The sequence below is a fragment of the Pseudomonas sp. JAI120 genome, assembly GCF_014207255.1.
In the GTDB taxonomy this organism is placed as follows: Bacteria; Pseudomonadota; Gammaproteobacteria; order Pseudomonadales; family Pseudomonadaceae; genus Aquipseudomonas.
In genome coordinates this window covers 650,049-666,521 of the sequence record NZ_JACHCZ010000001.1, presented here as the reverse complement: position 1 = coordinate 666,521, position 16,473 = coordinate 650,049, and the positions used below count along the sequence as shown (strand labels likewise).

11 protein-coding genes and 3 pseudogenes are annotated in these 16,473 nt (G+C 62.7%); 5 read left to right on the top strand and 9 right to left on the bottom strand.

Annotation, left to right across the window (positions count from 1 at the left end; genetic code table 11):
• Nucleotides 1–269: 269 nt before the first annotated feature.
• Nucleotides 270–554: pseudogene (locus HDC32_RS03085) on the bottom strand (alpha/beta hydrolase); the annotation flags it as partial.
• Nucleotides 555–567: 13 nt separating this feature from the next.
• Here HDC32_RS03085 and HDC32_RS03080 point away from each other — a divergent pair.
• Nucleotides 568–774: pseudogene (locus HDC32_RS03080) on the top strand (helix-turn-helix domain-containing protein); the annotation flags it as partial.
• On the opposite strand, the gene HDC32_RS03075 reads toward HDC32_RS03080, so the two are convergent.
• Nucleotides 749–1,255: a GAF domain-containing protein gene (locus HDC32_RS03075; protein ID WP_145337588.1), complete on the bottom strand. Its 507-nt coding sequence runs from the start codon at nucleotides 1,253–1,255 to the stop codon at nucleotides 749–751. The pseudogene HDC32_RS03080 and the gene HDC32_RS03075 overlap by 26 nt on opposite strands.
• Before the next feature lie 52 nt (nucleotides 1,256–1,307).
• Nucleotides 1,308–2,810, bottom strand: a complete 1,503-nt coding sequence (gene proP, locus HDC32_RS03070) for a glycine betaine/L-proline transporter ProP (protein WP_131696096.1) — start codon at nucleotides 2,808–2,810, stop codon at nucleotides 1,308–1,310.
• Between the two features lie 213 nt (nucleotides 2,811–3,023).
• On the opposite strand from proP, the gene HDC32_RS03065 reads away from it, so the two are divergent.
• Both HDC32_RS03065 and HDC32_RS03060 read left to right on the top strand, forming a co-directional pair.
• Nucleotides 3,024–3,545, top strand: a complete 522-nt coding sequence (locus tag HDC32_RS03065; RefSeq protein ID WP_184742459.1) for a GNAT family N-acetyltransferase — start codon at nucleotides 3,024–3,026, stop codon at nucleotides 3,543–3,545.
• Between the two features lie 154 nt (nucleotides 3,546–3,699).
• Nucleotides 3,700–5,103, top strand: a complete 1,404-nt coding sequence (locus HDC32_RS03060; protein WP_145337591.1) for an MFS transporter — start codon at nucleotides 3,700–3,702, stop codon at nucleotides 5,101–5,103.
• Nucleotides 5,104–5,313: 210 nt separating this feature from the next.
• Here HDC32_RS03060 and HDC32_RS03055 read toward each other — a convergent pair whose 3' ends face one another.
• Nucleotides 5,314–6,363, bottom strand: coding sequence for a DMT family transporter (locus HDC32_RS03055; protein WP_184742457.1), 1,050 nt, complete (start codon nucleotides 6,361–6,363; stop codon nucleotides 5,314–5,316).
• Nucleotides 6,364–6,456: 93 nt separating this feature from the next.
• On the opposite strand from HDC32_RS03055, the gene HDC32_RS03050 reads away from it, so the two are divergent.
• The gene (locus HDC32_RS03050) at nucleotides 6,457–7,365 is read left to right on the top strand and encodes a LysR substrate-binding domain-containing protein (RefSeq protein WP_184742455.1); all 909 of its coding nucleotides are present in this window, start codon (nucleotides 6,457–6,459) and stop codon (nucleotides 7,363–7,365) included.
• Nucleotides 7,366–7,395: 30 nt separating this feature from the next.
• Here HDC32_RS03050 and HDC32_RS03045 read toward each other — a convergent pair whose 3' ends face one another.
• Nucleotides 7,396–8,688 carry a sorbosone dehydrogenase family protein gene (locus HDC32_RS03045; RefSeq protein WP_145337594.1) on the bottom strand — a complete coding sequence of 431 codons (1,293 nt, stop codon included), beginning with the start codon at nucleotides 8,686–8,688 and terminating at the stop codon, nucleotides 7,396–7,398.
• Nucleotides 8,685–9,098: a DUF2231 domain-containing protein gene (locus HDC32_RS03040; RefSeq protein WP_184742453.1), complete on the bottom strand. Its 414-nt coding sequence runs from the start codon at nucleotides 9,096–9,098 to the stop codon at nucleotides 8,685–8,687. The genes HDC32_RS03045 and HDC32_RS03040 overlap by 4 nt, the downstream gene beginning before the upstream one ends.
• Nucleotides 9,099–9,255: 157 nt before the next feature.
• On the opposite strand from HDC32_RS03040, the gene HDC32_RS03035 reads away from it, so the two are divergent.
• Nucleotides 9,256–9,735, top strand: a complete 480-nt coding sequence (locus HDC32_RS03035) for an ATP-binding protein (RefSeq protein WP_131696102.1) — start codon at nucleotides 9,256–9,258, stop codon at nucleotides 9,733–9,735.
• A gap of 72 nt (nucleotides 9,736–9,807) precedes the next feature.
• Here the strand turns inward: HDC32_RS03035 and HDC32_RS32395 are convergent, their stop codons facing one another.
• The 3 genes and pseudogenes from HDC32_RS32395 to HDC32_RS03025 all read right to left on the bottom strand — a co-directional run bounded on the left by HDC32_RS32395 (nucleotide 9,808) and on the right by HDC32_RS03025 (nucleotide 15,905).
• The gene (locus HDC32_RS32395; RefSeq protein ID WP_370737674.1) at nucleotides 9,808–10,575 is read right to left on the bottom strand and encodes a methyl-accepting chemotaxis protein; all 768 of its coding nucleotides are present in this window, start codon (nucleotides 10,573–10,575) and stop codon (nucleotides 9,808–9,810) included.
• A gap of 87 nt (nucleotides 10,576–10,662) precedes the next feature.
• Nucleotides 10,663–11,667 (bottom strand): annotated as a pseudogene (locus tag HDC32_RS32390) (cache domain-containing protein); the annotation flags it as partial.
• Between the two features lie 230 nt (nucleotides 11,668–11,897).
• Entirely contained in the window at nucleotides 11,898–15,905 is a 4,008-nt protein-coding gene (locus HDC32_RS03025; protein WP_184742449.1) for a bifunctional nitrate reductase/sulfite reductase flavoprotein subunit alpha, read from the bottom strand.
• Nucleotides 15,906–16,473: the final 568 nt, after the last annotated feature.

Below are 16,473 nucleotides of genomic sequence, written 5' to 3'. Positions count from 1 at the left end.
AGGGTTTGGCTTCACCGGAACGCTGTCGCCGTACTCGCTCCACTCCTGCATCTGCTTCCTGTGGCGAGCGGGCTTGCCCCGCGTTGGGCTGCGTAGCAGCCCCAAAACCAGGCGCAGAGAAGTGTCTGATACACCGCATTCGTCTTCATCAGGGGCGCTTCGCACCCCAACGCGGGACAAGCCCGCTCGCCACAACAGCCCTATCTGCTGGGCGTTCAGCGTTGAACCAAAGCCTATGCCCCAGCGGGGCGCGTGAGGATTTATCGAGATTACTTCAAGTTGCTTTTAAAGAAGCTGGTGAGCTTGGCGAAGGGGATCAGGTTGACCCGGTCGTAGAGGTCCACGTGGCCGGCATTCGGGATGATCACCAGCTCCTTGGGCTCGGCGGCCCGGTTGTAGGCGTCTTCGCTGAACTCGCGGGAGTGCGCATCGGCACCGGCAATCAGCAACAGCGGGCGAGGCGAAATCGTCTCGATGTCGTTGAACGGGTAGAAGTTCATGAACTTCACGTTGCTGGTCAGCGTGGGCATGGTGGTGGTCTGCGGCGAGGCGCCATGCTCGCGTCATTATCAGAAGTGGCTGCGCCTCAACGAGGCGCGGCGCTTGATGTTGAACGAGCACCGGGACGTGTCCAGCGCGGCGTTCAAGGTCGGCTATGAAAGCCCGTCGCAGTTCAGCCGCGAGTACAGCCGGTTGTTTGGCGTGCCGCCCAAGCGCGATATGGCCGCGCTGCGCGGCAAGGCGCCTGTCACTGATCCGCGGGCGTCAAGTTAGCGTAGAAGATGCAGCCGATCAGCCGCGCAAACAGGCTGAGGGTTTCCGGCAGGTTGGGGTCGTCAAACAGCATTGCCCGGGAATCCAGCGCACACAGTGCGCCGAACAGGCGGCCGTCAGGCAGGAAGATCGGCGCGCCGGCGTAGCTCTCGATGGCGTATTGCTTGACCACCGGGCGTGAGGCGAAGCGGCCATTGTCGCTGACATGCGGGATGAACAAGGTCTGGGGGTTGATACAGAACTCGCTGCACAGGGTGGTTTCCAGGTCGAGCACGTCATCGACGTGAATACCCATGTCGGCAGTGTCGTGCACCGAGCAGACGATCCATTCCAGGTCTGTGAACTTGGCGATGCCAGCAAAGCGCATGCCCGTCAGGCGGGTGACCAATTGCAGGATGCTGGTGGTGGCTTCGATTTCGGCGATGGCAGCGCGTTCGTCGGCGCTGAGTAACGCGTGTGCGGCGGTGAAGCTTGGAAGCATGGTTGAACACTCCAGTGGCGTGGCGGCCCTTGCCGCCACGCTTGGTCAGGTCTTAATTGATACGCGGATGCTGCTGCACCAGGTTCTGGCGCTTGGCTTCCAGTTCGGCAATTTCGGCGTCGATGTCTTCGATTTTCTGCTCGATGTTGTCGTGATGCTCCTGCAGCAATTCCTTCGCTTCGGCCATATCCGACGCCGCCGGTGCTGCGCCGCGCAGGGGTTTGTTGGCGGTTTCCTTCATGGTCAGGCCGGTGATCAGGCCGACCACCGCAAACACCATCAGGTAGTAGGCGGGCATGTACAGGTCGTTGGTGCTCTCCACCAGCCAGGCCACGACGGTGGGGGTGACACCGGCGATCAGTACCGAAACGTTGAACGCACTGGCCAACGCGCTGTAGCGCAGGTGCGTGGGGAACATCGCCGGCAGTGTGGAGGCCATGACGCCGATGAAGAAGTTAAGCACGATGGCCAGGATCAGCAAGCCGGCGAAGATCAGGCCGATCTTGCCGCTGGTGATCAGCATGAATGCCGGGATGGACAGGAACAGCAGGCCGATGCTGCCGGCGATGATGAAGGGCTTGCGGCCGATCTTGTCGCTGACAAAACCGATGAACGGCTGCACGAACAACATGCCGACCATGATCGCGATGATGATCAGTACGCCGCTGTTTTCTTTGTAGTGCAGGTTATGCGACAGGTAGCTGGGCATGTAGGTGAGCAGCATGTAGTAGGTCACGTTGGTGGCCGCGACGATCCCGATGCAGGTCAGCAGGCTGCGCCAGTGCTTGGTGGCGATCTCCTTGAACGACACTTTCGGGCCATGGGTCAGGCCTTCGCGGTCTCCCTGTTCGAGCTTTTCGACATGCTGTTGGAACGCCGGGGTTTCTTCCAGCGCATGGCGCAGGTAGAGGCCGATCATGCCCAGGGGCAGGGCCAGGAAGAACGGCAGGCGCCAGCCCCAGGCCTCGAAGTCGGCTTCGCCCAGCACGCTGGAGATCAGCACCACGACGCCGGCACCGAGCACGAAACCGGCGATGGAGCCGAAGTCCAGCCAACTGCCGAGGAAGCCGCGCTTGCGGTCCGGCGCATATTCGGCGACGAAGATCGAGGCGCCGGTGTATTCACCGCCCACCGAGAAGCCTTGGGCCATCTTGCACAGCAGCAACAGGATCGGCGCCCAGATGCCGATGGAGGCGTATCCGGGAATCAGGCCGATGGCGAAGGTGCTCAGCGACATGATCACAATGGTCGCGGCGAGGACTTTCTGGCGTCCGTATTTATCGCCCAGCGCGCCGAAGAACAGGCCGCCCAGGGGACGAATCAGGAACGGCACGGAGAAGGTCCCCAGTGCCGCTATCATTTGTACGCTGGGTGAAGCGTCGGGGAAGAACACCTTGCCCAATACATAGGCGACAAACCCGTAGACACCAAAGTCGAACCATTCCATGGCGTTACCCAGTGCGGCGGCGGTGATCGCCTTGCGCATCTTGGCATCGTCGACAATGGTGATGTCTTTCAAACCGATGGGCTTGACGCCTTTCTTACGTAATTTCATGCGGACCACTCTAAAACAGAACAGGGGAGGTGCCATCGTTGCAATGGCACCGCTCTGTCAGTTCAGATACAAGCGGACACGAAATAATTCACCACTATTTGCGTTTTTTTGCTTGGGGCGCAATTTGCCTGCAATCGCCTGGGTTTACGGGGGAGGGGAGCACCTACCCTGTGGCGAGCGGGCTTGCCACAGTTCTAAAGAGGAATGATCCCGATGCCCGCTACCACCTCGCGTCTTATCTACCGTCCGCCACTCCCGAGTGACGTACAGCGATTGTTCGCGATCTTCGGCGACCCGCAGACCAACCTCTTCAATCCCTCGGGACCCATGCCCAGTCTGTCCGCTGCCCAACGGCTGCTCGACCAGTGGATCGCACAGTGGGCCACCCACGGCTATGGCTGGTGGGCAATTGCCCATCAGCAAGCCCCGGACTGCATCATCGGCTTCGGCGGTATTGCGCCGCTCAACTACCTCACGCAACCGCGCATCAACCTGGGCTACCGCTTCGCGGTGGAGGCCTGGGGGCAGGGCTACGCCACTGAGTTGGCACGCGATGCCCTGGCGCTGGCGTTTGACACCCTCGGATTGCCGGAAGTGTTCGGCCTGGTGCGCCCTGACCACGCTGCGTCGATCCGCGTGCTGGAGAAGGTCGGCATGCAGCCGTTCGGTGTACTCGATGATGTGCCCGGCAAAGCGCCGAGCCGGGTCATGCGCGTTTGTCGTCCTACAACCTAGCCGCACCTGACACTTTTCACATCCGTCGGATAGCCTGCAAAAGCCGTAACTTTTCACATTGACAGCGGGTAGGTAGCCCGATATAAAAGCCACAGTTGTACGACGACATATGACGTTACATATGTCCTACCTAACAAAAATAAAAAGTGATGCCATGAACTTGATCGAGCCCATCAACGCCCAGCGCGTTGGCCAAGCGGTAGGCAGCTATCGCTGGACCATCTGCGCGATGTTGTTTTTCGCGACCACCGTCAACTACCTCGACCGTCAGGTGCTCAGCCTGCTCGCGCCGCAGTTGTCGACGCAATTTGGCTGGAGCAACACCGATTACGCCAATATCGCGGCGGTGTTCCAGTTTGTGTATGCGATTTCCATGCTGTTTGCCGGGCGGTTCGTCGACAAGATCGGCACCAAGGCGGCGTACGTGATCGCGATTGCGATCTGGTCTACCGGCGCCATCATGCATGCGTTCTCGGTACCGATGGGCGAGGGCATCGCCGCGCTCAGCGGTGCGATCGGCCTGGCGGTGATCCCGGTGTCCATCGCCGGCTTCATGCTGTCCCGTGCGGTGCTGGCGATTGGCGAGGCGGGTAACTTCCCGATTGCGATCAAGGCCACCGCCGAGTATTTCCCCAAGAAAGAACGCTCGCTGGCCACCGGGATCTTCAACTCCGGCGCCAACGTCGGCGCGATCCTGGCGCCGATCTGTGTGCCACTGATCGCCGGGATGTGGGGCTGGGAAGCGGCCTTTATGGTCATCGGCATGCTGGGCTTTGTGTGGGTGGCGGTGTGGGCGGCGGTGTATGAAAAGCCGGAGCAGCAAAAACGCCTGTCGGCCGAAGAGCTGGCCTATATCCGCAGCGACCAGAGCGCGCAGCCGTTGACTGCGGCCCCCGCAGGTGCGGCGGCGAAGAAAGTCTCGTGGTTCAAATTGCTCACCTACCGGCAGACCTGGGCGTTTGCCTTCGGCAAGTTCATGACCGACGGCGTGTGGTGGTTCTTCCTGTTCTGGCTGCCCACCTACCTGTCGGCGCAATACGGCATGAAAGGCGCCGATATCGTCATGCCGCTGGCCGTGCTGTACAGCATGACCATGGTCGGCAGCATCGGCGGCGGCTGGTTCCCCAGCTACTTCATGGCCCGTGGCGATGCACCCTATGACGGCCGCATGAAAGCCATGCTGGTGATCGCGCTGTTCCCGTTGGTGGTGTTGCTGGCGCAGCCGTTGGGCTACATCAGCTTCTGGGTGCCGGTATTGCTGATCGGCGTGGGTGCCTCGGCGCACCAGGCGTGGTCGTGCAACATCTTCACCACCGTGTCCGACATGTTCCCGCAGAAAACCGTGGCCTCGGTGGTCGGCATTGGCGGCATGGCCGGCGGTATCGGCGGCGTGGTGATGACCAAGATCGGCGGCTGGGTGTTCGACTACTACAAGTCCATCAATGACATTCACACCGGCTACATGATCATGTTCGCGATCTGCGCGCTGGCGTACCTGGTGGCCTGGAGCGTGATGAAGACGCTGGTGCCGCGCCACAAGGAAATCACTGACCTGTAAACCCAGACCTCACTACCTCTGTGGCGAGCGGGCTTGTCCCGCGTTGGGGTGCGAAGCGCCCCTAATAAAGACGAATGCGGTGCATCAGACACTCCGCTGCGCCTGGTTTAGGGGCTGCTGCGCAGCCCAACGCGGGACAAGCCCGCTCGCCACAGGTCCGTCGAATCACCCATAACGTTGTGTCGAGACCCATTCCTTCAAGCGCCTTTTCTACAACGCGCGTGCCCAGGTCTGGCTGACCAATTGCTGGCCGAAACTCAAGGTGGGCTCCTCTTCCGTCGGTCGGTTGCTGCTGTTGGGGGGCGGGCAGGCCGTCGCCCGAGGGCTCGTCAATATGATCCGAATCGCCATGACCACGCCGATCAGCACCGCGCCCAGGCCCGCGGCTTCCATGAGCGTGGGCCAGCGCCCGTGGAACCCCAGGCCGAGCAGGGTGGCGAAGAGTGATTCGAGGGCGATCAATTGGCCGCTGAGCACCATTGGCAGGCGTCGGGTCGCGGCGTTCCAGGCCCAGGCGCCGACCATGGTGGACATCACCGCGATCACCAGGCTCCAGGCATAGAGCGGGCCTGCCTGGGAAAGGCCGAAGCCGAGCGTCGGCAGCTTGAACACGCCAAGCTCATGGATGAACGGCAGCAGGCACAGGGTGGCGACACCGCTGCCCACCATCATCAGTGCGGTCCAAAGGCCGGTTGCCTGCGCCGCAAGGTGTGTCAGTTGCCGTTGGTTGATCACGCTGAACCACAACCAGAGAACAACTGCACTCAGGGAAAAAAAGAGCCCCGCCCACCAGGCGTTTGTATCCAATGAAGGTTGATGAACGCTGCTGATGTTCGACAGCAAGAGGCCCACCGTCAGGCATGACAAGGGGGCTGCCAGTCGGCGCCACGGCACGGTCCTGGTGCTGGCGTTACCCACCAGGGCCAACAACACCGGCACTGTGCCGACAAACGCCGGGGTCATGACCGGCCCGCCGAACATCACGCCTGCGGCGATGCACACGCCGTAGCCCAGGCACCCCAACGCCCCGAGCGCTGCGGCGAGGCATCGCTGGCCGGGCCCGAGCATGTGCAACTGTGCCCGGCATAGGATCACCCCCATGACACCCAATGTGCCGGCGATCAGAAATCGCACGGCCATCAAGTCATAGAGGCTGTAGTCGCCGGTGACGTAGGGCGTGATGAAGTTCAACGCCCAGCCCAATGTCGCAACAACCGCGAGGAGCACGCCGACGGCAATGGAGGTCTGTGCAGCGTTCATGTGGGGCATCCATTCAGGTAATGGATCCATGGTGCCCAGTCGGGTGGGTGTGCTACAAACGAGTTCTCGGCCCTGAATGTATAACCTCAGATTATGAATACGCTCGGCAAGACCCTACCGCCCCTGGCCAGTCTGTTGCCGTTTGAAGCGGCGGCACGCCTGGGCAGTTTCTCCAAGGCTGCCGATGAGCTGCACATCACCCAGGCCGCCATCAGCCGCCAGATTCGCGGGCTGGAAGACAACCTGGGCGTGAAGCTTTTCAGTCGGCGCAACCGAGCGGTGTTCCTGACCCAAGAGGGGCGGGAACTGGGCAGGGTGGTCGGCGAGGCGCTGCGCAGCATCAGTGAAAGTGCCGCCAGCCTGCGGGTGTCACCGCACAGTCATCGCGTGGTGCTGCTGTGCCAGTTGTGCGAAGCGTTTTATTGGCTGATGCCGCGCCTGTCGACGTTCCACCAGCAATACCCGCATATCGAAATCCAGGTGGTGACCTCCACCCGTCCCCTGACCGAGTTCACCCACCATTTCGACGTGGCCTTGCAAAGTACCGGGCGCGCCAGTGGCGCCCATCCGCTGATGTTCACCGCGGCTGACGAAGTGTTCCCGGTGTGCAGCCCCGGCTATCTGGGCACGAAACCACCGCTGTCGCTCGCGGGGTTGCAGGCGTGCACCTTGTTGCACCACAGCTCCCATCCTCCGCACTTGATGGAGTGGGACCGCTGGTTGCAGGTATTCGGCCAGGCCGTGGCCGGGGATACGCGTGGAGTCACCTTCGACAGTTACCCGCTGATGTTGCAGGCTGCGGTGGAGGGGCACGGTGTCGCCATGGGCTGGCGTCGTACCGCGACCAAGTTGATTGAAACGGGGGCGCTGGTCAGGCCCTGTACCGAGAGCGTGCATTTGCCGGAGGCCATTTCGGTGTATAGGCAGCAGGGAGGAGGCAGTCGAGCCGAGATCACGGCATTGCTCGACTGGCTGGAGGTGCAATTGCAGGGTGAAGGCTGACAGGGGCGCCATCGCCCCTGTCATGTGCCGCTATGGATTACGCGTCACCCGCCACACGGTATTGGCCAGGTCATCGGCGATGATCAGCGCGCCTTTCGGGTCGACCGTCACCCCCACCGGCCGCCCACGGGTCTTGCCGTCGTCACCGCGAAAACCGCTGGCGAAATCTATCGGCTCACCGGATGGCTTGCCATTGCTGAACGGCACGAAGATCACCTTGTAGCCCACAGGATTGTCGCGGTTCCAGCTGCCGTGCTCGCCGACGAATACGCCGTCGGCAAATTGCTCGCCCATGGCCGGGATGGAGAAATCCACGCCGAGTGCCGCCACGTGGGAACCGAGGCTGTAATCCGGCTTGATCGCGGCGGCGACTTTGGCCGGGTTCTGCGGTTGCGCGCGCGGGTCGACGTTCTGGCCCCAATAGCTGTAGGGCCAGCCGTAGAACGCGCCTTCTTTCACCGAGGTCAGGTAGTCGGGCACCAGGTCGGGACCCAGTTCGTCGCGTTCGTTGACCACCGTCCACAGTTGCCCGGAGTCGGGTTGAATGGTCAGCGCCGTGGGGTTGCGCAGGCCGGTGGCGTAAGGTTTGTGCGCGCCGGTCGCGGCATCGATCTGCCAGACCATGGCGCGGTCGATTTCCACTTCCATGCCACGTTCGGTGACGTTGCTGTTGGAGCCGATACCGACGTAGAGCTGGCGCCCATCGGCGCTCACGGCCAGGGATTTGGTCCAGTGATGGTTAATCTGCGCGGGCAGGTCGGTGACTTTGACCGGCGCGCCGCTGGCCTTGGTCTGGCCATCGGTGTAGTCGAAACGCACCAGCGCATCCTGGTTGGCCACGTAGAGCTTGCCGTCGGCAAACGCCAGGCCGTAAGGCGCGTTGAGGTTATCGGCGAACACCGTCTTCAACTCGTAGGTGCCGTCACCGTCGGCATCGCGCAGCAGTGTCAGGCGGTTGCCGCCCTTGACCTTGGTGTTGCCTTCGGCCTTGATCAGGCTGGCGATCACATCCTTGGGCTTGAGCTTGGCTGCGCTGCCGCCACGGCCTTCGGCGATGAGGATGTCGCCGTTGGGCAGCACCAGGGTCTGGCGCGGGATGGCGAGGTCGGTGGCGATGGCCGTGACGCTGTAGCCTTCGGGCACCTTGGGTTTCTGATCGCCCCACGGGGTGGGCTCGGCGATCTTCATGCTCGGCAACAGGCTGCTTTGCTGCTCCGGCAACTTGGGGTCGGGGCCACGGGCCTGGGTCTTGTCACCTTCGCCGCCGCAGGCGCTCAGCAACAGCGCGGCGCTCAATACGCTCAGTGTGTGGGACGTTTTCATTGGGCACCTCCCGAGCGCAGGCCGGTCCAGGTCGCTGCAAGCGTCAGCACCGTCACGACCACCGACAGCACCAGGCCGGCGGGCATCATGGCGTAGGCGTCCTTGGCATGCTGGAAGGCGTTGATGAGCCCGAGCACCCAGGTCGCCAGTAACAGCAGGAAATACGCAAGCGGTTGTCCCGCCTTGTGTTCGGCACGCACCAGGTTGACCAGCGCGAACAACAGCGCAAACCCACTGAATACCAACGCCCCGGCGATCAGCCAGGACGCGAAGTTGGCCCATTGAATCTGGTAGGTCTGGGCGTAGGCAATGTCGCTGAGCAAGGCACCAAGAAACAGCGGCACGGTGCCGGCCAGCAAGGTCGCATGCAGCGGCCCCGGCGTGTATCGGTAGGCGGGAAGGGTTGTCATGGTAAGGCGGCTCCTTGTTGTACAACGCCCCTGGTCGGGGCTGCGCATAGGAAATGAACGCCTTACATGTCAGATAGTTCAGCATAATTCGTGTCGAAATATTAAGCGTCAGCCGGAAAGCTGGCATGCTCAAGGCCTGACATAAGGAGCTGTCCCCATGCCAACCCTGCACCTGCTGTGCGGCAAGATCGCCTCGGGCAAGTCAACGCTGGCCAAGACCCTGGTGGCCGAACACGCGGCCATCCTGCTCAGCGAAGACACCTGGCTCTCCCGGCTGTACCCCGGTGAAATCCTCTCGATCGCCGACTACCTGCGCTGTGCCCAGCGGATTCGCGGGGTGGTGGGGCCGCTGGTGGTCAGCCTGCTTGAGTCCGGCGTCAACGTGGTGCTGGATTTTCCGGCCAACACCCTGGCCAATCGCGAATGGCTGCTGGGGCTGGCGCAAGCCGCCGAGGTGCCGCACCGCCTGCATTACCTCGAACTGGACGACGCCACCTGCCGCGCAAGGCTGCGTGCGCGCAATGCCCGGGGCGACCACGATTTTGCGGCGACGGACGCCGAGTTTGATCTAATCACAAGGCATTTCTGCGTGCCGAGTGAGGCGGAAGGGCTGGTGATCGAGGTGCATCGCGCATGAATACGTCCTCTACGGGCATCGACGCTGAAGACTTTATCCTCACCGTCGCCGCCCCCCGTGCGGCGAGATTCATCAGGACTTGAAGCGCCCCACCAGGCCATTCAACTCGTCCGACAGATTCGACAGGCGCCCCGAATCGTCCTGCGCCGAGTTGGCCAGGCTTTCCACCAGCCGCGCTTCGTCGTAGATCTGCTGGATATGCCGGTTGATCTCTTCGGCCACGCTGTGTTGTTCCTCGGCGGCGGCGGAGATTTGCAGGTTCTGGTCGCGGATCTCGTTGACCGACAGCTGGATGCCTTCAAAGCTGTCGCGCGCGCTTTCGATGGACGACACACTGGCCCGTGACAGGTCCAGGCAACTGCCCATTTTTTGCGTGACTTCCTGGGTCTTGTTTTCCAGGGTGCCGAGCAGGTGCTCGATCTCGCCGGTGGAGTCGGAGGTGCGTTTGGCCAACGCGCGCACCTCGTCGGCGACCACGGCAAAACCACGGCCCTGGTCGCCGGCACGGGCGGCCTCGATGGCGGCGTTGAGTGCCAGCAGGTTGGTCTGTTCGGCAATCGCACGGATGGTGCCGATGATCTGGTTGATGCTGCGGCTGCCGGCCTCCAGCTCAACCATGGCGTCGGACGACTCGGTCAAGCGGCGGCCCAGGCGGTTGACGTTATCGGTGGTGACTTCGATCTGTTGTTTGCCCTCGGCCACGCGGCGATGGCCGTTCTCCGCCGACTCTGCCGCACTGCTGCAGGAGCGCGCGACTTCGTTGGCGGTGGCGACCATTTCGTTGAATGCGGTGGACACCAGTTCCACCGCCTCGCGCTGGCGCCCGGCGGCTTCGTTCATGTTGTGCGCCACTTCGCTGTTGACCTTGGAGGCGTTGTGCAAATTGGCCGAGGCCGCGCCGATGTGCTGGATCAATTGGCGGATGGCGGCGAGGAACTTGTTGAACCAGCCGGCGAGTTCGGCGGTTTCATCCTTGCCCTGCACCTGCAGTGCGTGGCGCAGGTCGCCTTCACCCTCGGCAATCGACTGCAAACCGCTGCTGACCTGGCCGATAGGCTTGACGATCACTTTGGAAAACGCCGCGGCGAGCACGCCGAAGATCAGCACCAGCACGCCGACGATGATGGCGGTGAGGTAGGTCATGCGCGTGGCTTCGGCCATGACTTCGCGGTGTTCGATCAGGCCGATATAGCGCCAGCCCAGGCCGGGGGAGGTCCACACGTTGGCCATGTAGCGCACGCCGTTGATTTCCACTTCGGTAGAACCTTGGGAGGTCTCGGCCAAGTGTGCATAGGCGGCACCCAGGTCCTTGAGCGGCTTGAAGCTGTGGGCGGCGTCGCGCGGGTCGACCAGCACCACGCCGTCTTCGATCAGCATCACGTAGCCGCTTTCGCCGAGCTTGATGCTCTTGACCAGTTCGGTGAGGTTCTTCAGCGACACGCTGACCACGAACACGCCCTTGGCTTTGCCGGCGCTATCCAGCAACGCCCGGGCAGTGCCCACCAGCGCCACATCGTCTTTGTCGTAGTAGTAAGCCGGCGTGCGCACGGTCTTGCCGGGGCTGGCCATCGCGGCCTTGTACCAGGGGCGTGTGCGTGGGTCGTACTTGGCCAGTTGCGGATCATCCGGCCATTTGACGTAGGTACCGTCTTCCAGGCCGATGGACAGGATGGCGGCGGCCGGGTGCGTGGCGCCAAAGCGCGCAAAGCGGTTGATCACGTCTTGCGCCGCCGCCGGCATCGGCTGGCTGGGCGCGTCGGCGGGCTGGTAGTTCTTCAGCGTGTCCACGGAGGTGTATACAGGATCGGTCGCCATTTGATCGACGTTCTGCAGCGTGCCGTCGAAGAACTGGCGAATATTGCCATCGATCTGGCGGATTTCCCGGGTGCTGCCGTCGATAAACTGATCCACCGCCTGGGTCCGTGTGTTCATCACGGAGATCACGGCCACCAGGCTTACCGGAATAAACGCTACAGAGACAAATGCCAGCACCAGCTTATTTTTTATTTTCATCGAGACGACCATCAGCGCAGAGGGTGGTCAAATCGTCGGCTCAGGAAAAACAGCGCGGCGATTTGCTATCACCGCTGTTTCGGCCCCATGCTGGTAAATCTTTAGGGTTTTTTGTACACAATACAAAGTGCTTATTGTTCTGTATCCAATCAGTAGACATCACGCAGGTAACGCTTCTGTTCGCTCAACTGGCGCCAGTACTCCATCGCGCCCTCAACGCCAAGCCCGCCGTGGGTTTGCGCGACCTGGCGCAACGCCTGGTCGACGTCCTTGGCCATGTGGCTGGCATCCCCGCAGATATACAGCTGCGCGCCGTCCTGCAGCCAGCGCCACAGCTCGGCACCTTGTTCGCGGATGCGGTCCTGTACGTAGATCTTTTGCGCCTGGTCGCGGGAGAACGCCAGGCTCAGGTGGGTGAGCAGGCCGTCGCGCTGCATGCCTTGCAGTTCATCCTGGTAGTAGAAGTCGCTGGCCGCGTGCTGCTCGCCAAAGAACAGCCAGTTGCGGCCCTGATGCCCCAGAGCCCGACGTTCCTGCAAAAACGCGCGGAACGGCGCCACACCGGTGCCGGGGCCGATCATGATCATCGGCACAGCGCCGTCGGCCGGTGTGCGGAAGTGCTTGGATGGCTGCACGAACAACGGCACCTCACTGTCTGCGGCGCGGTCGGCGAGGAAGGTCGAGGACACGCCCTTGCGCTTGCCATAGCGCACGGCAGCCACGGTGAGGTGCACTTCCTGCGGGTAGGCTTTGGCGCTGGAGGCGATTGAATACAAACGTGGTTGCAGGCGCTTGAGGGTGCCGAGCAGTTCGTCCGCCGAGCAATCGATGGGGTACTCGTGCAGCACATCCACCAGTTGCCGGCCCCACAGCCAATCCTGCAGTTGGGCCTTGTGCTCAGGGCTCAGCAGGCGTTTAAGGCCTGGGTTGGCACTGCGCTCGGCGATAAAGGCCAAAGTGTCGCTGCTGGGGCGAGCGATTTCGAAACGCTGGGTCAATGCCTGGTGCAGCGGTACATCGCCGAAGGTGTCGATGTTCACGCAGGCACTGGCATCCAGGCGCGTCAGGTCGAGCAGTTCGCTGACCAGTTCCGGGCAGTTGCGCGGCATCACTCCCAGGGCATCACCGGCTTCATAGCTCAGCCCGGAGTCGGTCAGGTCCAGGGCGAACTGGCGGGTTTCCTTGTGGGTGCTCTGCGGGTTCAGGTGCCGGTTGAGCAGCAGCCGTGAGCCATGCAGCTTGGTTTTGCCCGCCGGGGTGGCGGGTGGGGCGAGCGTCGCGGGCTTGGCCGGGTTGAGGGTCTGTTGCAGCTGTGCCAGCCAGGCATAGGCGCGTTCTTCGAATTCGGTGTCGCAATCCACGCGCTCCAGCAGGCGGGTCGCGCCCAGCTCCAGCAGGCGCTGGTCAAGGCGTTTGCCGTGTTTGCAGAACTGGTCGTAATTCGGATCGCCCAGGGCCAGTACCGCAAAGCGCAGCGACTCCAGGCGGATCTCGGCGGTACTGAGGCTGTGCCAGAAACCTTCGCCATTGTCCGGCGGGTCGCCGTCGCCGAAAGTGCTGCTGATCAGCGCCAGGTTTTGCGTGCTCAGCAGTTTGCTGGGCGGGAAGTCCGCCATGGCGCTGAGTTCCACGCTGATGCCGGCGTCGCGCAGGCGCTTGGCGAATCGCTCGGCCAGGGCTTCAGCGTTACCGGTCTGCGAGGCCCATAACAGGGTGACGGTGGGGGAAGGCGGTGCTGCGACGGCGCTGGCTTCTGCGCGGCTGAACAGCCCGCCGAGCAAACCGTCCAGCCACAGTCGGGTGTCCTTGGCCAGGGGCGCATTGCTTGGCATCACCGGTACACCGGCGGCCTGGCGCCCGGCGTCGGAGCGCAGACCGCTGAGGAAACCTGCGAGGTAAGTACGCTCGCTGTCGCTCAGTGGCGGCGCTGGCACGTTACGGAGGCCGGCGATATCGGCGAAGGCGTCGAGGCGCGACATGGCGAGGTCCTCTGCTAAGGGGGAAAGGTCATTCGTGGCCGGTCTATCGAGAAACTGGTGATCGATCAACTCGACCCGGGCCAGGGCCACGGCACAGAACTTGAACTCGGGTTGCAGGGAAATCGGATCGACCGCGTCGTTGGTCACCGCGTTGATCGTCAGGTTTTCGCCAAATACATCATTCCAGTGGAAAGGCGCAAAACAGTTGCCCGGGCGCACGCGGTCGGTGACCACCGCAGGCAGTACGGCACGCCCGCGTTGGGAGCGCACCTCCACGCGGTCCTTGTCCTTGATGCCCAGGCTGGCGGCGTCTTCGGGGTGCAGTTCGACGAAGGGGCCGGGGTTGAGTTTGTTCAGCGTGGCGACCTTGCCGGTCTTGGTCAGGGTGTGCCACTGGTGCTGCAAACGGCCGGTGTTGAGCACGAAAGGGAAGGCTGCGTCGGGCATCTCTGCCGGCGGCCTATGCGGGCGTGCCAGGAACTGGCCCTTGCCGTTTTCGGTGGCGAATCTGAGCGTGCCTGTATCCAGGTAGCGGATCGGGTTGCGGTCCGCGCCCGCGTCTGAAGAGCAGGGCCATTGCAGCGGTTGCTCGCGCAGCCGTTCATGGCTGGCGCCGCGAATGTCATAGCCGGTCTTGGGGTTCCAGGCGCGCTTGATCTCGTCGAAGACCTCGGCGGCGCTGGCATAGGTGAAGGCTTCGGCAAAGCCCATCTCGCAGGCCACCCTGGCGATGATTTGCCAGTCGGGCAAGGTCTCGCCCGGTGGTTCGACGGCTTTTTGCATCAGGGTCAGGTTGCGTTCGGAGTTGATCATCACCCCTTCGGCCTCGGCCCACAGCGCGCCGGGCAGCAGAATGTCGGCGTAGCGGTTGGTCTCGGTGTCGAGGAAGGCATCCTGGGTGATCACCAGTTCGGCGGCTTGCAGGCCTTCGATGACCTTGCGGCGATTGGGCGCGCTGGCCACCGGGTTGGTGCAGATGATCCAGCAGGCCTTGATCTGCCCGGCACTCATCTGCTCGAACAGCGCCACGGTGCCGCTGCCAACCTGGCGCGGCAGGCTGCCTGCGGGGATCTGCCAGAGGTCTTCGATAAATGCGCGGTCGGCCTCCACCAGCACCGAGCGTTGCCCCGGCAGGCCAGGGCCCATGTAGCCCATCTCACGGCCGCCCATGGCATTGGGTTGGCCGGTGAGGGAAAACGGCCCGCTGCCGGGGCGGCAGATGGCGCCGGTGGCCAGGTGCAGGTTGCACAGGGCGTTGGTGTTCCAGGTGCCGTGGGTGCTTTGGTTGAGGCCCATGGTCCAGCAGCTCATCCACTCGGCGGCTTGGCCGATCCAGTCGGCGGCCTGGCGGATATCCGCTTCGGCCAGGCCGGTGATGTCGGCGACGGTGTGCGGCGGGTAGTCCTCGAGGAAGCCGGGCATGGCCTCCCAGCCCTCGGTGAACGCGGCAATAAAGGCCGGGTCGGTGTGGCCTTTCTTGACCAGCAGGTGCAACAGGCCATTGAGCAGGGCGAGGTCGGTGCCGGGTTTGATCGGCAGGTACAGGCCGGCCTTGTCCGCCGTGGCGCTGCGCCGTGGGTCGACCACGATCAGCTTCGCCCCGGCCTTGACCCGATCCATCATGCGCAGGAACAGGATCGGGTGACAGTCGGCCATATTGGCGCCGATCACGAAGAACAGGTCGGCGCGGTCGAAGTCTTCATAGGAGCCCGGCGGCCCGTCGGAACCGAGGGACAGCTTGTAGCCGCTGCCGGCGCTGGCCATGCACAGCCGCGAGTTCGACTCGACGTTGTTGGTGCGCACAAAGCCTTTGGCCAATTTGTTGATCAGGTATTGGGCTTCCAGGGACATTTGCCCGGACACATAGAAGGACAGCGCATCCGGCCCGTGGCTGTCGAGGATGCCGCGCAGGCGCCCGGCAGTTTCGCTGATGGCGGTGTCCATGGCGATGCGCACCGGGTCGTGGTCACGCTTCTCGCGCAGGTAGGCGTTCTCCATCCGCCCGGACTCGGCGATGGCCTGCCCGCAGGTGGTGCCTTTGGTGCACAGGCGGCCGAAGTTGGTGGGGTGGGCCTTGTCGCCGATGACCTTGACCACCTTGTTGTGCTCGACCTGCATGATGATGCCGCAGCCCACACCACAATAGGGACACACACTGCGTACGCTTTGGTTTGCCATCCGTAACCCTCGAAACTTTTTCTGCCCGCCAACAAAAAAGCGCCCTGCAACCCTCCGTTGGAAACGGGGATTGCACGGCGCCTTTGTCGTGAATGGGCAATCAGCGTTGACTGCTCTGTGTGTGTTCCTAGCAAGTCACGCGCCAATTCCTTGGGCACAGGTTAATTGTGGCGAGCGGGCTTGCCCCGCGTTGGGCTGCGCAGCAGCCCCAAACCCAGGCACCTCAGTCCTTACAGGAAGCAAGCAGTGGCAGTAATGGGGCGGCTTCGCCACCCAACGCGGGGCAAGCCCGCTCGCCACAACAGTCCCCCTCACCATAGAAGCATTTGTGATCCTTTGAACGTGCGCTTTTTTGAAGCAAGGTGCACCAGTTGGAGGCGAAATTGGGTGTGCATTGTGCAGTTGATTGCCTGTCGCCGCCGTGAGTGCTCGCTTGCGGCCAATTGGCACAGACCCTGCAAGCTCCCCCTCAACCCACCTCGGTCAACGACGATCGACAACAGGGGCATAAAGCGGTAGATCCGGCGCAGTCGCCGATCCGATCCCGCATAAGAACAGGCAAAGACGC

What these genes read in the sequence shown, in the direction of transcription:
- HDC32_RS03040 (WP_184742453.1), bottom strand. Translation starts at nt 9,098, where the DNA reads ATGACAACCCTTCCCGCCTACCGATACACGCCGGGGCCGCTGCATGCG.
- proP (WP_131696096.1), bottom strand. Translation starts at nt 2,810, where the DNA reads ATGAAATTACGTAAGAAAGGCGTCAAGCCCATCGGTTTGAAAGACATC.
- HDC32_RS03065 (WP_184742459.1), top strand. Translation starts at nt 3,024, where the DNA reads ATGCCCGCTACCACCTCGCGTCTTATCTACCGTCCGCCACTCCCGAGT.
- HDC32_RS03060 (WP_145337591.1), top strand. Translation starts at nt 3,700, where the DNA reads ATGAACTTGATCGAGCCCATCAACGCCCAGCGCGTTGGCCAAGCGGTA.
- HDC32_RS03075 (WP_145337588.1), bottom strand. Translation starts at nt 1,255, where the DNA reads ATGCTTCCAAGCTTCACCGCCGCACACGCGTTACTCAGCGCCGACGAA.
- HDC32_RS03045 (WP_145337594.1), bottom strand. Translation starts at nt 8,688, where the DNA reads ATGAAAACGTCCCACACACTGAGCGTATTGAGCGCCGCGCTGTTGCTG.
- HDC32_RS03050 (WP_184742455.1), top strand. Translation starts at nt 6,457, where the DNA reads ATGAATACGCTCGGCAAGACCCTACCGCCCCTGGCCAGTCTGTTGCCG.
- HDC32_RS03055 (WP_184742457.1), bottom strand. Translation starts at nt 6,363, where the DNA reads ATGAACGCTGCACAGACCTCCATTGCCGTCGGCGTGCTCCTCGCGGTT.
- HDC32_RS03035 (WP_131696102.1), top strand. Translation starts at nt 9,256, where the DNA reads ATGCCAACCCTGCACCTGCTGTGCGGCAAGATCGCCTCGGGCAAGTCA.
- HDC32_RS32395 (WP_370737674.1), bottom strand. Translation starts at nt 10,575, where the DNA reads ATGAACGAAGCCGCCGGGCGCCAGCGCGAGGCGGTGGAACTGGTGTCC.
- HDC32_RS03025 (WP_184742449.1), bottom strand. Translation starts at nt 15,905, where the DNA reads ATGGCAAACCAAAGCGTACGCAGTGTGTGTCCCTATTGTGGTGTGGGC.